This is a genomic window from Arthrobacter sp. NPDC056493, assembly GCF_042795115.1.
Lineage (GTDB): Bacteria > Actinomycetota > Actinomycetes > Actinomycetales > Micrococcaceae > Arthrobacter.
Map to the genome: position 1 here is coordinate 99,897 of NZ_JBHTSL010000011.1, position 13,700 is coordinate 113,596.

At 66.9% G+C, this 13,700-nt stretch carries 14 protein-coding genes; 12 read left to right on the top strand and 2 right to left on the bottom strand.

Features of this window, described 5'->3' with window-relative positions; all coding sequences use genetic code 11:
- Positions 1-114 precede the first annotated feature (114 nt).
- Positions 115-1,311, bottom strand: a complete 1,197-nt coding sequence (locus ACFQ50_RS07350) for an MFS transporter (RefSeq protein WP_377994869.1) — start codon at positions 1,309-1,311, stop codon at positions 115-117.
- 239 nt (positions 1,312-1,550) lie between these two features.
- Here ACFQ50_RS07350 and ACFQ50_RS07355 point away from each other — a divergent pair, with 239 nt between their 5' ends.
- The 8 genes from ACFQ50_RS07355 to ACFQ50_RS07390 all read left to right on the top strand — a co-directional run bounded on the left by ACFQ50_RS07355 (position 1,551) and on the right by ACFQ50_RS07390 (position 11,199).
- Positions 1,551-3,053 carry a bifunctional phosphatase PAP2/diacylglycerol kinase family protein gene (locus ACFQ50_RS07355; RefSeq protein ID WP_377994870.1) on the top strand — a complete coding sequence of 501 codons (1,503 nt, stop codon included), beginning with the start codon at positions 1,551-1,553 and terminating at the stop codon, positions 3,051-3,053.
- A gap of 162 nt (positions 3,054-3,215) precedes the next feature.
- Positions 3,216-4,160: an ABC transporter ATP-binding protein gene (locus tag ACFQ50_RS07360; RefSeq protein ID WP_377994871.1), complete on the top strand. Its 945-nt coding sequence runs from the start codon at positions 3,216-3,218 to the stop codon at positions 4,158-4,160.
- A 4-nt stretch (positions 4,161-4,164) separates the two neighbouring features.
- Complete coding sequence (locus ACFQ50_RS07365; RefSeq protein WP_377994872.1) at positions 4,165-5,043, top strand: ABC transporter permease; 879 nt, start codon at positions 4,165-4,167, stop codon at positions 5,041-5,043.
- Positions 5,044-5,062: 19 nt separating this feature from the next.
- Positions 5,063-6,394 (top strand): sensor histidine kinase, encoded by a 1,332-nt coding sequence (locus ACFQ50_RS07370; protein ID WP_377994873.1) that lies wholly within the window; start codon positions 5,063-5,065, stop codon positions 6,392-6,394.
- Positions 6,391-7,119 (top strand): response regulator, encoded by a 729-nt coding sequence (locus ACFQ50_RS07375; protein WP_377994874.1) that lies wholly within the window; start codon positions 6,391-6,393, stop codon positions 7,117-7,119. Before ACFQ50_RS07370 ends, ACFQ50_RS07375 begins: the two co-directional genes overlap by 4 nt.
- A gap of 82 nt (positions 7,120-7,201) precedes the next feature.
- Positions 7,202-8,152 (top strand): intradiol ring-cleavage dioxygenase, encoded by a 951-nt coding sequence (locus ACFQ50_RS07380; protein ID WP_377994875.1) that lies wholly within the window; start codon positions 7,202-7,204, stop codon positions 8,150-8,152.
- Between the two features lie 21 nt (positions 8,153-8,173).
- Positions 8,174-9,508, top strand: coding sequence for a M18 family aminopeptidase (locus ACFQ50_RS07385; protein ID WP_377994876.1), 1,335 nt, complete (start codon positions 8,174-8,176; stop codon positions 9,506-9,508).
- Between the two features lie 236 nt (positions 9,509-9,744).
- Positions 9,745-11,199 carry an amino acid permease gene (locus ACFQ50_RS07390; protein ID WP_377994877.1) on the top strand — a complete coding sequence of 485 codons (1,455 nt, stop codon included), beginning with the start codon at positions 9,745-9,747 and terminating at the stop codon, positions 11,197-11,199.
- A gap of 80 nt (positions 11,200-11,279) precedes the next feature.
- Here the strand turns inward: ACFQ50_RS07390 and ACFQ50_RS07395 are convergent, their stop codons facing one another.
- Positions 11,280-11,615 (bottom strand): YnfA family protein, encoded by a 336-nt coding sequence (locus ACFQ50_RS07395; RefSeq protein WP_377994878.1) that lies wholly within the window; start codon positions 11,613-11,615, stop codon positions 11,280-11,282.
- Positions 11,616-11,851: 236 nt separating this feature from the next.
- On the opposite strand from ACFQ50_RS07395, the gene rpsF reads away from it, so the two are divergent.
- The 4 genes from rpsF to rplI all read left to right on the top strand — a co-directional run bounded on the left by rpsF (position 11,852) and on the right by rplI (position 13,635).
- Complete coding sequence (gene rpsF / locus ACFQ50_RS07400; protein ID WP_003800148.1) at positions 11,852-12,157, top strand: 30S ribosomal protein S6; 306 nt, start codon at positions 11,852-11,854, stop codon at positions 12,155-12,157.
- A gap of 55 nt (positions 12,158-12,212) precedes the next feature.
- On the top strand, positions 12,213-12,794 hold the full coding sequence (locus ACFQ50_RS07405) for a single-stranded DNA-binding protein (protein ID WP_377994879.1): 582 nt from the start codon (positions 12,213-12,215) through the stop codon (positions 12,792-12,794).
- Between the two features lie 130 nt (positions 12,795-12,924).
- The gene (gene rpsR, locus ACFQ50_RS07410; RefSeq protein ID WP_003800144.1) at positions 12,925-13,164 is read left to right on the top strand and encodes a 30S ribosomal protein S18; all 240 of its coding nucleotides are present in this window, start codon (positions 12,925-12,927) and stop codon (positions 13,162-13,164) included.
- Positions 13,165-13,182: 18 nt separating this feature from the next.
- Entirely contained in the window at positions 13,183-13,635 is a 453-nt protein-coding gene (gene rplI, locus ACFQ50_RS07415; protein WP_076799464.1) for a 50S ribosomal protein L9, read from the top strand.
- Positions 13,636-13,700: the final 65 nt, after the last annotated feature.

The following is a 13,700-nucleotide window of genomic DNA, read 5'->3' on the forward strand; positions in this document are numbered from 1 at the left end:
ACCCTCCCGCAGTCTCCGCGCGCTACGGTGAGCCGGAAACCCTCCCGCAGTCTCCGCGCGCTACGGTGAGCCCGGTCCGCTCCGCCGGGTGGGCCGTCCGCCGTCGGAAGTGATCTATTGCCTGGCTGGCAGAGGCTTGGCAGCGCCCGCGAGCAACAGGGCCACCAGGATCGGAGCCCCGATGGCCAGCAATGCCAGATGGATGCCGGTCAGGTCTCCGAGGTACCCGAGCAGCGGGGGCCCGGCCAGGAACGCCACGTAGCCGATCGTGGAAACCACTGAGACCCTGGCTGCCGCATGCCGGGGATCGTCTGCAGCGGCGGACATTCCCATGGGGAACGCCAGCGCTGCCCCTAACCCCCACAGCGCAGCGCCAACGGCGGCCAACCATAGGTTGCCGGCGAACACGAACAGGGCCAGACCCGCGGCTGCTGTCGCCATGCTGCCGCGGAGCACGGCTACGCGACCGTACTTGTCGATGACAGTGCCGCCGACGAAGCGCATGGCAGTCATGGCCAGGACGAAGAGGGCGAAGAGCAGTGCACCGGTTGACTCGGAGGTTGCCAGGCCGTCGACGGACGCCTTGGCGATCCAGTCGTTGCCCGCACCCTCGGTCAGCGTTGCACCCAGCACCACCACGCCTATCATCAGCGTCCGGCCGTCGCGCCATGCCGACGGACCCCGCGGAGCCCCGGGGTCGCCGTCGGCCGGCTGCTCGGGAGCGGCATGCGGCAGGAAGTAGCGGGGCGTGACGAAGGTCAGCACCGCCACGGTGGCGGCGATGACCAGCAAGTGCTGCGGCAGGCCCACGCCCAGTCCAGACAGCCCTGCCCCGATCAAGGCGCCAAGGAAAGCGCCGCCGCTGAACGCCGCGTGGAACTTTGGCATGACAGTCTTGCGCAGCCGGTGCTCGACGTCGGCCCCTTCAACGTTTTGGGAAACATCCCACAGCCCGACGCCCATACCGAAGAAGAAGAGCGCGATCGCGGTGCCCGGCACTGATTGAGCGAGCAGCGACACGGCAATGCCCACGCTGGCCAAGGCGGCCAGGAAACCGCTGGCGCGAACGCTGTTGGCGGCGCCGATTCGGTTGATGACACGGCCGGCGGTGGGTAGGGCAATGAGTGAGCCAACGGCCGTGCACAGCAGCAGCGTTCCCATCTGCCCGGACGATATCCGGAGAATCTCCGTGACCGCCGGAATGCGGGCCGCCCAGCTGGCAAAGACCAGGCCGTTGGCGCCGAAAATAATGAACGTTGCCAATGCCGCGGCCGACACCTGCCGGCCGGTGAGCTGCTGGGTGGTAGTCATCCGACAACTCTATCGATGTCCCCCGGTTGTGCATGCCCCCGTCTGGGGACGGGAGGTGAGGGAGCGTTTGGGGAAAGGCGACGGGAAGTGAGGGAGCGTTTGGGGAAAGGGGGCGGGAGGTGAGGGAGCGTTTGGGGAAAGGCGACGGGAGGTGAGGGAGCGTTTGGGGAAAGGCGACGGGAGGTGAGGAAGGGTCAGGATTCCCAGCCGCTGCCGATACCGGGCGGTAGGGTGGGGAAATGCGACGAATGCTGCGCCGCGGACCCGGACGGGTTGCCGCCCTCGACCGCACGCTGATGCGGGCCGTCTCGGGCTTTCCGGGCGGGCACCATGACACCTTTTTCCGGCGGCTTTCGGCCTCGGCCAACAAGGGGAAGCTCTGGTTCGGCGTCGCGGCCGTGGCTGCTGCCATCCCGGGACGCACCAGGCGCGCGGCGGTGCACGGGCTGCTGGCCCAGGGAGTTGCGTCGGCCGTAACCAACCTCGTTTTCAAGACCCTGCTGCCCCGGGCCCGGCCGCTGCCGGAGCACTTGCCGGTGTTCCGCTTTGTCCATCCGCAGCCCACCAGCTCGTCCATGCCGTCGGGGCACTCGGCCTCCGCGGTGGCGTTCGCCCTCGGCACCGGACTGGTGCAGCCGGTGCTCGGAGCAGTGGTGGCCCCGTTGGCCGCCGGCGTTGCATACTCCAGGGTGCATACAGGAGCCCACTGGCCCTCCGATGTGCTGTTCGGTTCCGCTATCGGGGCGGGCGCAGCCCTCGTGACGAGGAAGTGGTGGCCGGTCCGGCCGCCCATGCCTGCCACTTCCAGGCGGCGGGTGGACGTCGCCAAAGTCCCGCAGGGCGCAGGCCTGAGCATCTCGGTGAACACGCTGGGCGGATCCTTCACGGAAGAAACAGCGGCCGCCCTGAAGGAAGTATTCCCACTCGCTCATATAACGCTGATGGCACCCGAGGACAACGTAGCCCAGCGGATGGCGGAGGCAGCCACTGTCCCGGGCATCCGCGCACTCGGGGTGTGGGGCGGGGACGGCACGGTGGGCACTGCCGCGGCTGCCGCCGTCGAACATGATCTCCCCCTGCTGGTGCTGGCCGGGGGAACCCTCAACCACTTCGCCCGCGACGCCGGAACCCCCTCCCTGGTGGAAGCGGTGGCAGCGGCGGAACGCGGCGAAGCCGCGCTGGCGGACGTGGGTGCCGTGGCTGTGGAACGCGGCCTCGCGGACGATCCCGAGAAGGTGGAGCTCATCATGCTCAACACGGCGAGCATCGGGCTGTACCCCAACCTGGTGCGGCGCCGCGAACACCTGCAGCCCGCCCTGGGGAAGCCGCTCGCCGGCGTCATGGCGATGTTCCGGACCTTCGCCGTGGAGAAGCCGATCACGCTGATCGTCAACGGCGTCCGGCACAGGCTGTGGATCATGTACCTGGGCCGTGGCCGCTACTACCCGCGGGATCACGCCCCGCTCTTCCGCCCCGTGCTGGACGACGGCGTGCTTGACGTCAGGATGATGACCGCCGACGAGTCCTTCGCCCGGCTGCGGATGCTCTGGTCGGTGCTGACCGGCACAGTGGCGACGTCCCGGATCACCCACCTCACCGAAGCCACCCGCGTCCGCGTGGAGTGTGGCACAGCCCCCATGGTGCTTGCCGTGGACGGCGAAACCATGCCCGGCGTCCGTGCCGCTGAGTTCACGCTGAAGCGCGCAGCCCTGCGTTACTACTCACCGGCGGAAGGCAGCTGACCCCGGGTCGCTGACCGCCGGCCGCTCATCCCACCGGATGATGCCGGAACCCTGATTCACCCCTGAATCATCCCTGAGACCGGCGAATTCGGCAGGCGGCGTCGGTAGCGTGGAACGTGCACACCAGACAGCACGCCCGCAGCTACGCAAAGGAAAGCTTCCATGATTGAGGCAGAAGGCCTGACGAAGGTCTACGGCGACAAAACCGCCGTCGGCGGCGTCAGTTTCACCGTCCAAGCCGGGCAGGTCACCGGCTTCCTGGGACCCAACGGGGCCGGCAAGTCAACCACCATGCGCATGATCATGGGCCTGGACACCCCGACGGCGGGAACGGTCACCGTCAACGGCGTGCCGTTCGCCCGGCACACTGCACCGCTGCGCGAAATCGGGGCGCTGCTGGACGCCAAGGCCGTCCACACGAGCCGCTCGGCGTACAACCACCTGCTGGCCATGGCCGCCACCCACAGCATCCCGCGGAAACGGGTGCACGAGGTCATCGACATGACAGGCCTCGCGGACGTAGCCCGGAAGAAGGTCAAGGGTTTCTCCCTGGGCATGGGCCAGCGGCTGGGCATCGCCGCCGCACTCCTCGGCGATCCGCAGACCATCATTTTGGACGAACCGGTCAACGGCCTCGATCCGGAAGGCGTGGTCTGGGTGCGGAACCTCGTGAAGTACCTGGCCTCCGAGGGGCGCACGGTGTTCCTCTCCAGCCACCTGATGAGCGAGATGGCCCTGACCGCCGACCACCTGATCGTAATCGGCCGCGGAAAGATCATCGCCGACGCGCCCATTCAGGACATCATCACGGGCAAGGGCCAGAGCCGGACGCGGGTGCGCTCCGACCAGCCCGACCGGCTCATGAACGTCCTCGCCGGAACCGGGGTCTCGGTGGAGCTGCAGGACCACGAACTCCTTGAGGTCACGGGCCTCGATCCCCGCCAGATCGCCCGCATCGCCCTGGACAACCACGTCCTGATCTACGAACTCACCCCGCTCCAGGCGAGCCTCGAAGAGGCCTACATGGAGCTGACCAAGGACGAGGTCGAATACCACTCGCTGATCACCACGGGAGCCCCGGTTCCCGCCCAGTCCGGAGGCAACTAACGCCATGAGCACATCGACTTCCACCCAGCCTGCCGCCCGTTCCGGCCGGGCCGCCGCCCGCAACGTAGCAAGCCCGGGGCCCGGTCCAAGCTTCTTCCGGGTCCTGAACTCCGAATTCATCAAGTTCCGCACGCTTCTGTCCACAATGATTTTGCTCGCTTCGACGGCCGTCGTCATGGTTGGCTTCGGAGCACTGTCCGCCTGGGGAACAGGCCAGTTCGCGGACCAGGCCAGCTCCGATCCGGAAGCGGCCGCAGCCATCGCGGCACAGGGCGGTGACCTCGCCGTCACGGTCCCCACCTCCGGCGTATCCTTTGCGCAGCTGATCCTGGGTTCACTGGGCGTCCTGCTCATGAGTTCGGAGTTCACCACCGGCATGGCCCGCTCCACCTTCGCGGCCGTACCCAAGAGGCTGCCGGCGTTCGTCGCCAAGCTCGTGGTGGTGATCGTCAGCGCCTTTGTCCTGACTGCGGTGTCCACCTACATCGCCGGCTTGGTGGCGGTGCCGATCCTGGACAACTTCGATCTCAAACTCGACCTCGCCAGCTCGCAGTCGGTCAAGCTGCTGCTCGTCACCAGCGCCTACGTGGCCGCGGTGGCCGCAATCGGCATGGCGCTCGGGACGCTGCTCCGGAACTCAGCCGGCGGCATCATGGCCCTCGTTGGCCTGTTCTTCGTGGCACCGATCGCGTTCCAGCTCATTCCGGGTGACTTCTTCGAGGAGGCCCGCAAATACCTCCCCGGCAACACGATCACTCCAATGACCGCCGTGGAGCACGTCCCGGACACGCTCGAAGTCTGGCAGGCCGCTCTCGTGCTGGGCGCCTGGGTGGCGGTGCCGGTGGTGCTGGCCATGATCCTGCTGAAGAAACGGGACGTCTAGCCGCACCCAGGCTCTGCCCATGATTGACACCTTTGCCGTGAAGGACGCGTTAGCCACCCCGGCTGACGCGTCCTTCGCCGAGCTTGCTGCCCGTCGTCGGGGCCGGCTCCGGCGCTACCTCCACCGGCGTCCGCGGGTGATGGATGCGGTGGTCGTCGCCTGCTATGCGCTGCTGGTGGTGCCCACTGTGGTCGACGCCGTGAACGCGGGCCGGTGGGCCGCTGTCGGGTTGCTGGCCGCCGTGGCGCTGTCCCTGTTCCTGCGGCGCCGGTGCCCGGTGGCCGTGGTGGTGTTCATTGCGGTGGCTGAGGTTGGCGTGAGCCTGCTCCACCCGTGGGGATCCAATGTTTCTGCCGGACTGTGGTTCTCGCTCTACGCGGTGGCCGTGGTCCATACCCGCCGCTTTTCCCTGGTCACGATGGCCGTGGCCAGCGCGCCGCTGGCCCTGCTGTACTTCCTGGCCGCCGTGGGGCCGCTTGAACGGGAGCTGCCCAACGCGTCCGCCTCGCCCGAAGAGTTCCATCTGGTGACCAGCATTGCCGCGGGCACCAGCATCGCGTTTTCCAACATCATCGCCACCGGTATCGGCATTTCTGTCCGCCAGCGGCGTGAGCATGAGCAGGAAGTTGCGGCGTGGGCGGCCCAGGCTGCCCGCCTGGGCTCGGTTAACGAACGCAACAGGATCGCCCGGGAGATGCACGACGTCGTGGCCCATTCGCTGACCGTCATGGTCGCCCTGTCTGACGGGGCCGCCGTCGTGGTCCGCAGGGATCCTGAACGCGCGGCGGAGGTGCTCGCTGAGCTGTCCCGTACCGGCCGCGCCGCCCTGACGGACATGCGCCGGGTGCTCGGCGTCCTGCGGGATGACGCGGCCGCCGGCCAGGCGCCCCGTGAGCCGCTCACGGACGGCGCCAGCCTAGGGAAGCTGCTGGACGGCTTCCGGACCGCCGGCCTTCCGGTCCACTACTCGCACACGGGCCCGGCGCTGCCGGAAGACGTGGCCCTCCAGCTGACCGTGTACCGGATCGTGCAGGAATCGCTCACCAACGTGCTGCGCTACGGCCGGGCACTGGGCCGGGTGGACGTGCTGGTGGTGCGCGAGGATTCCACGGTCACCATTGAAGTGCTCGACGACGGCCGGGGCACCGTTGACGCCGTCATCCCCGGCGGGACGGGACAGGGCCTGACCGGAATGAAGGAACGGGCCGGAATCTACGGCGGTACGGTGGAGGCGGGGCCCGTGGCCGGCGGCGGCTGGCGTGTGCGGGCGGTCCTGGCACTGAATGGCAACACGCTGGCCGGGAAGATGCGGGACGGCAACTTGGAGAACGGCAAATGGGGGAACGAATGAACGAGTCCGGGCGCCTCCGGGTCCTGCTGGCGGATGACCAGCCGCTGCTGCGGATGGGCTTCCGGCTCATTCTGGAGGGCGAGGACGGCCTCGAGGTGGTGGGTGAGGCCTCCGACGGTGCGGACGCCGTCCGCCAGGTGGGCCAGCTCGATCCCGACGTCGTGCTCATGGATGTCCGCATGCCCACACTCGACGGAATCGAGGCCACCCGGGCCATCACCGGTTCAGGCTCGCGTGCCAGGATCATCATCCTGACCACCTTCGACCTGGACGAGTACGCGTTCGCCGGGCTCCAGGCCGGAGCCTCGGCCTTTCTGCTGAAGGACGTGGCACCCGCGGAGCTGGTCCAGGCCGTGCGGGTGGTGGCCAGCGGAGACGCGGTGGTGGCGCCCCGAGTCACCCAGCGGCTTCTTGAGACGTACGTCCGCGGCACCGGACCGGCCCCCGCGCCGGATGGTCCGGACATGGCGGCCCAGCCTGCCGCGGTGCCCGCTCCACGCGACCCGCTGCTGGAGGACCTGACGCCACGGGAAACCGAGATGCTGGAAGCGATGTCCGAAGGGCTGTCCAATGCGGAGATCGCGCACCGCTATTTCCTGTCCGAGGCCACGGTGAAGACACACGTGCGGCGGATCCTGACCAAGCTCCACCTGCGGGACCGTGTCCAGGCCGTGGTCTATGCCTACGAGACCGGCCTGGTGACCCCGAGCAACCCGGACTACTGAGGCGACTGACTGAAACAGGCTCCACAGCTTCCGCACAGCGCTGCCCTATGCAGGCCATAGCCCGCTGGAGTTGGATGGTGCCATGACAACCGCACCCCGCAGACCCGATGGACAGCAGCCACGGCACGAGCCGCACCCCAACCATGACCGCGGCCTCGAATTCGATCTCTCCACGCTGATGTCCCGACGGTCGCTGGGCATGTTCCTCGGCGCCGGCACGGCGGCAGCTCTGGCGGCGTGCACGCCAGGCGGGTCATCGCCCGCACCGTCGGGATCGCCGTCGGCTTCCGCCAGCGAAACTGCAAGCACCACGGCCACCGCCACCACAACGACGGCGGCGCCGGCAGCTTCCGCAACCGCCTCGGCTTCTGCGTCCCCCACCGTGACCCGTGCGATCGTCGAATGCGGCGTCGAAATTCCACAGGAGACGGCCGGACCGTACCCCGGCGACGGCTCCAACGGACCGAACGTCCTGGAAGCCTCCGGCGTGGTCCGGCAGGACATCACCTCAAGCTTCGGCACATCCAGCACGAAAGCTGACGGTGTGCCGCTGACAGTCACGCTTAGCCTGCTCGACAACGCCAACGGCTGCGTTCCGCTGGCCGGCGCGGCCGTCTACGCCTGGCACTGCGACAAGGAGGGGCGGTACTCGCTCTACGATTCGGGTCTGGAAAACGAGAATTTCCTGCGCGGCGTGCAGGAGGCGGACGCCAACGGGCAGGTCACCTTCAAGACCATCTACCCGGGCGCCTACAACGGCCGCTGGCCGCACATCCACTTCGAAGTGTTCGAGTCCATGAACAACGCCACGGCGGCAGGCCAGGTGCTTGCTGTCTCGCAGATCGCCCTGACCGACGCCGCCTGCCGCCAGGTCTATGCCTCCGCGGGCTACGAAACCAGCGCCCGGAATTTCCCCAACACCACGCTGCAGTCGGACAACGTGTTCGGCGACGACGGCGGCATCTACCAGCTGGCCACCATGACCGGTTCCGTCTCCGGCGGCTACACGGCGGGGCTGAACGTCACGATCTAGGGCAGCGCTAGACTCGGAGCCATGCCTCTCCACTCCTCCGCAGCAGAGCACATCCGGGACCTGGGCGACTACGTCAGCGCCTCGCCGTCGAGCTTTCACGCCGCCCAGGAGGGCGCCCGGCGCCTCACGGAGGCAGGCTTCACCGGCCTGGACGAGCTGCAGCCCTGGGATGCCACGGCAGGGAAGTTCTACGTCGTCCGCGACGGTGCGCTGATTGCCTGGGTCACGCCCGAAGGCGCCGGGCCCACCAGCGGCTTCAACATCCTGGGCGCCCACACGGATTCGCCGTCGTTCAAGCTCAAGCCCAAGCCGACCACCGGCCGGTACGGCTGGCTCCAGGCCGGCGTCGAGATCTACGGCGGACCGCTGCTGAACTCGTGGCTGGACCGGGAACTTCAGCTGGCCGGGCGGCTCGTGATGCTCGACGGCACGCAGCACCTGACCGCCACCGGGCCGCTGCTGCGCTTTCCGCAGCTGGCCATCCACCTGGACCGGGGCGTGAACGACGGCCTCACCCTCGACAAGCAGCAGCACATGAACCCGGTGTTCGGGCTCGGCGACCCTGCCGGCGAGGACCTGCTGGCGGTGCTGGCCGAGCGGGTTTCCGGCGGGGGCGCACCTGTCGACCCGGCCGGGATCGGCGGGTACGACGTCGTCATCGCGGACACGCAGCCGCCTGCGGTTTTCGGGGTCAAGGGTGAGTTCTTCGCCTCCGGGCGCCTGGACAACCTGTCCGCCACCCACGCCGGGATCACGGCACTGATCGCGCACGCTGGCGCTTCCGACGGCGGCCCGGCGGGGTCGGGGGGAACCGCACCGATTGCGGTGCTCGCCGCCTTCGACCATGAGGAAATCGGTTCGGCGTCCCGGTCGGGGGCCTGCGGGCCGGTTCTGGAAGACATTCTGGTCCGGATCTCGGACGGGCTGGGCGCCTCGGCGAGCCAGCGGCGGCAGGCGTTCGCGGCGTCGTTCTGTGTTTCTGCCGACGCGGGCCACGCCGTCCACCCCAACTATGCCGAACGGCACGACCCCGTCAACCGCCCCGTCCTCAACGGCGGGCCGCTGCTCAAAATCAACGCCAACCAGCGGTACGCCACCGATGCCGCCGGGGCTGCGCTCTGGGCGCGGCTGTGTGCCGCGGCCGGGGTTCCCTTCCAGGAGTTTGTCTCCAACAACGTGATGCCGTGCGGTTCCACGATCGGCCCGCTGACGGCCACCCGGCTCGGCATCAGGACCGTGGACGTGGGTGTTCCCCTGCTGTCGATGCACTCGGCCAGGGAGCTCTGCGGCGTCGAGGATCCGCACCGCCTGGCCCGGGTGGCTGAGCTGTTCTTCGGAGCCCCGGCGCACGCGTAGCGGCGAGGCACCAAGTTTCGCCGTCGTTACAAAATTGCCTACTGGGCAACCTTTGTTGCATCCTAATGTCCGCGCTTGGGAGGATGCCCGTTTTGACCTCCCCTAAACTGGTTGATTGCACAGCCCGGAGTAACCCGCGGCTCGCTTAGTGTGAAACGCACAGTGTGGTCCCCGGCACAGACCCTGCCGCCCGGCCACCGCCCAAAACCTGCAATCAAAACGAGGATGGCGCAGCCATGCACGCTGACCAACAACTGTCGAAATCCCTAAAGCCCCGGCACCTGTCGATGATCGCCATCGCGGGCGTCATCGGCGCCGGCCTGTTCGTCGGCTCCGGCGCGGCCATTCAGCAGGCCGGCCCCGGCATCCTGCTGGCCTACATGGCCGCAGGCATCGTGGTCATCCTGGTCATGCGGATGCTGGGCGAGATGGCGGCCGCGAACCCCGAAACCGGATCCTTCTCCACCTACGCGGACAAGGCGCTGGGCCGCTGGGCGGGCTTCAGCATCGGCTGGCTCTATGCGTGGTTCTGGATCATCGTGCTGGGCATCGAAGCCACGGCCGGCGCCGCGATCATGCACCGCTGGGTGCCCGGCATCGACCAGTGGGTCTGGGCCCTGGCGCTCATGGTCCTGCTCACGCTGACCAACCTGGGCTCGGTGAAGTCCTACGGGGAGTTCGAGTTCTGGTTCGCCTCCATCAAGGTCACGGCCATCATCCTGTTCCTCCTTTTCGGGGTGGCCGCGATCCTGGGCCTGGTTCCGGGCGTTCCGGCGCCGGGCCTGAGCAACCTGACGGGCAACGGCGGTTTCCTGCCCAACGGCCCGGGAGCCGTGCTGGCCGGAATCCTCGTGGTGGTCTTCGCGTTCTTCGGGGCGGAGATCGCCACCATCGCCGCCGGTGAATCCGAAAACCCGGTCGAGGCGGTTAAGAAGGCCGTCAGGTCCACGGTCTGGCGCATCCTCGTGTTCTACATCGGCTCCATCGCGATTGTTGTCACGCTGCTGCCCTGGAACTCCGCCAACGTGGCCAAGAGCCCGTACGTCGCGGTCATCGAGCTGTTCGGGATCCCCGGCGCGGGCACCATCATGGACGTCGTGGTGTTGACTTCGGTGCTGTCCTGCCTGAACTCGGGCCTCTACACGGCCAGCCGCATGCTGTTCTCGCTCTCGAAGCGCGGCGACGCCCCGAAGTCGTGGACCCGCATCTCCAAGCGCGGCGTGCCCGCCGCGGCGGTGCTGGCCTCCACCGTGGTCGGCTTCGTCACCGTGGGTCTGAACTACATCGCCCCCGAGACAGTCTTCCTGTTCCTGGTGAACACCTCCGGCGCCATCGCGCTGTTCGTCTGGCTGGTCATTGCCACGTCCCAGCTGGTGCTGCGCCGCCGGATGGGGGCTGCAGCCAAGGACCTGACGCTGAAGATGTGGTTCTTCCCCTACCTCACCTGGCTGGCGATCGGCAGCATCGTGGCGCTCATCATCGGCATGGTGATCCTGGACTCCACCCGTGAGTCGCTCCTGCTCTCCGTGGCCCTGGCTGTCGTGGTGGTCGGCATCGGTGTGTGGCGTTACCGCAAGGGCGGTCGCGGGAAGGCTGAGGCGGACGCCGCCTCCGCAACGTCCACCGCCGACCGCGAAACGGCCGCCCAGGAAGCCGAAGATGCAGGCGTGGGGGCCGGGCCGGCGTCGTAATCACGTCCCGTACCTGTTCTTCAAACGATCCGCCCGGTTGGCCGTAACGGCCAACCGGGCGGATCGTTTTTGTGTGGGGATCAGCCCTGTCTGGGGGCGAACATGATGACGGCGACGCCAATGAGGCAGACGGCGGCACCGATGAGGTCCCAGCGGTCGGGCCGGAAGCCGTCCAGAAGCATGCCCCACACCAGGGAGCCGGCGATGAAGACCCCGCCGTACGCAGCCAGCACCCGGCCGAAGTGGGCATCAGGCTGGAAGGCGGCCACGAAACCGTAGAGCCCCAGCGCCACGATTCCGAGTCCGGCCCACCACCATGCCTTGTCCTCCCGCACGGCCTGCCAGATCAGCCAGGCTCCGCCAATCTCGGCCACGGCAGCCAGGGCGAACAGGAGTACGGATTTCAGAATCGTCATGGCTCCAGTATTCCGCGCAGGTTGTCCACATAGCCGGGCCGGCACTTCCTGCCCACTGCCGGGCCCAGTAGCCTTGGAGCTGTCCGAATCGCGGAATTCCTCGCCGATGCACTAAGCTAGTGAAGTCTGTGCTGCGCCCTGGTCCATTTTTGGATGTGGGCGCGTACGGCATCGCAAATGAACCTCCTGTTACGGAAATACCGTAACCGCTTAGCCCAAAGGAGGTGGGTTCACATATGCGTCCTTACGAATTGATGGTAATCATCGACCCCGAGGTCGAAGAGCGTACCGTAGAGCCGTCGCTTCAGAAGTTCCTGAACGTCATCACGAACGATGGTGGAACCATCGAAAAGGTTGACATCTGGGGCCGTCGCCGTCTGGCTTACGACATCAAGAAGAAGTCCGAAGGTATCTACGCCGTGGTGAACTTCACCGCGACGCCGGCTACCGCCAAGGAACTTGACCGCCAGCTGGGTCTCAACGAGACCATCATGCGCACCAAGATCATCCGCCCCGAAGAGCAGAAGGTTGTTGCTGAGTAATTTCAGCTCCCAACTTTCATTCTTTACCCCGCAGGAACGAACAAGGAGGCAGTAGATGGCAGGCGAAACCACTATTACGGTCATCGGTAATCTCACCAATGACCCCGAACTGAGGTTCACACCGTCAGGTTCGGCAGTAGCGAACTTCACCATCGCGTCCACGCCTCGCACCTTCGATCGCCAGTCCAATGAATGGAAGGACGGGGAAACCCTGTTCCTCCGTGCTTCGGTATGGCGCGAGGCAGCAGAAAACGTCGCCGAGTCCCTCACCAAGGGCACCCGCGTGATTGTTTCCGGCCGCCTGAAGAGCCGTTCCTACGAAACAAAGGAAGGCGAGAAGCGCACCGTTATCGAGCTCGAAGTCGACGAAATCGGCCCGAGCCTGCGTTACGCCAATGCCAAGGTCAACCGCACCCAGCGCTCCGGCGGCCAGGGCGGTTTCGGCGGCGGCAACAGTGGCGGATTCGGTGGCGGTGGATTCGGTGGCGGCCAGGGTGCAAACCAGGGCGGCAACACCGGAGGAAGCTGGGGCGGCAACCAGCCCGCAGCGCAGCAGGAGGACCCGTGGGCCACGCCCGGGGTCAGCAACGCTGGCGGCGGATGGGGCAACGGCCCGGATTCCGAACCTCCCTTCTAAACAACAAAACAAAGGTCCGGCGCAGCATCCGCCAAAGCGTTCCATCCGGCACGCTCTGCTCCTGCCGCGGTCGGGCCACCACCATCCCGTGGATCACGATTCACGGGCTCCCTAGAATAGGAGCTCCACGATGGCTAAGGCTGAACTCCGTAAGCCCAAACCAAAGTCCAACCCCTTGAAGGCCGCTGACATCACCGTCATCGACTACAAGGACGTAGCATTGCTGCGCAAGTTCATCTCCGACCGCGGAAAGATCCGCGCCCGTCGCGTCACTGGCGTCACGGTGCAGGAACAGCGCAAGATCGCCCAGGCAATCAAGAACGCCCGCGAAGTTGCCCTGCTGCCCTACTCCGGCGCTGGCCGGGGCTAAGGAAAGGGATTAACTAACATGGCAAAGCTCATTCTGACCCACGAAGTAACCGGTCTCGGTGCTGCTGGCGACGTCGTCGAGGTCAAGGACGGTTACGCACGTAACTACCTGCTGCCCCGCGGTTTCGCCCTGACCTGGTCGAAGGGTGGCGAGAAGCAGGTTGAGTCCATCAAGGCTGCCCGCGCTGCCCGCGAGCACGCTTCCCTGGAAGATGCTCAGAAGCAGGCCGCCGCTCTGTCCGCCAAGCCGGTCAAGCTGGTTGTCAAGGCCGGCGAAAGCGGCCGCCTGTTCGGCACGGTCAAGCAGGCCGACGTCGCCGACGCTGTTGAGGCCGCAGGCCTTGGCAGCATCGACAAGCGCAAGGTTGAACTGCCGGCTCACATCAAGTCGGTCGGTTCCTACCAGGCCAACGTCCGTCTGCACGACGACGTTGCCGCTGTGATCGAACTCGACGTAGTCGCAGGCAAGTAGTAGGTCCGGCGTTTGCCGGATCACTCCGCAGTCCTGAACTGCTGACGGCCCCCGCCGTCGGATTC

Excerpts from the sequence above, each read along its gene's own strand:
- ACFQ50_RS07365 (WP_377994872.1), top strand. The coding sequence starts at position 4,165 with ATGAGCACATCGACTTCCACCCAGCCTGCCGCCCGTTCCGGCCGGGCC.
- rpsR (WP_003800144.1), top strand. The coding sequence starts at position 12,925 with ATGGCTAAGGCTGAACTCCGTAAGCCCAAACCAAAGTCCAACCCCTTG.
- ACFQ50_RS07360 (WP_377994871.1), top strand. The coding sequence starts at position 3,216 with ATGATTGAGGCAGAAGGCCTGACGAAGGTCTACGGCGACAAAACCGCC.
- rpsF (WP_003800148.1), top strand. The coding sequence starts at position 11,852 with ATGCGTCCTTACGAATTGATGGTAATCATCGACCCCGAGGTCGAAGAG.
- ACFQ50_RS07370 (WP_377994873.1), top strand. The coding sequence starts at position 5,063 with ATGATTGACACCTTTGCCGTGAAGGACGCGTTAGCCACCCCGGCTGAC.
- ACFQ50_RS07385 (WP_377994876.1), top strand. The coding sequence starts at position 8,174 with ATGCCTCTCCACTCCTCCGCAGCAGAGCACATCCGGGACCTGGGCGAC.
- ACFQ50_RS07380 (WP_377994875.1), top strand. The coding sequence starts at position 7,202 with ATGACAACCGCACCCCGCAGACCCGATGGACAGCAGCCACGGCACGAG.
- ACFQ50_RS07355 (WP_377994870.1), top strand. The coding sequence starts at position 1,551 with ATGCGACGAATGCTGCGCCGCGGACCCGGACGGGTTGCCGCCCTCGAC.
- rplI (WP_076799464.1), top strand. The coding sequence starts at position 13,183 with ATGGCAAAGCTCATTCTGACCCACGAAGTAACCGGTCTCGGTGCTGCT.
- ACFQ50_RS07390 (WP_377994877.1), top strand. The coding sequence starts at position 9,745 with ATGCACGCTGACCAACAACTGTCGAAATCCCTAAAGCCCCGGCACCTG.
- ACFQ50_RS07395 (WP_377994878.1), bottom strand. The coding sequence starts at position 11,615 with ATGACGATTCTGAAATCCGTACTCCTGTTCGCCCTGGCTGCCGTGGCC.
- ACFQ50_RS07350 (WP_377994869.1), bottom strand. The coding sequence starts at position 1,311 with ATGACTACCACCCAGCAGCTCACCGGCCGGCAGGTGTCGGCCGCGGCA.
- ACFQ50_RS07405 (WP_377994879.1), top strand. The coding sequence starts at position 12,213 with ATGGCAGGCGAAACCACTATTACGGTCATCGGTAATCTCACCAATGAC.
- ACFQ50_RS07375 (WP_377994874.1), top strand. The coding sequence starts at position 6,391 with ATGAACGAGTCCGGGCGCCTCCGGGTCCTGCTGGCGGATGACCAGCCG.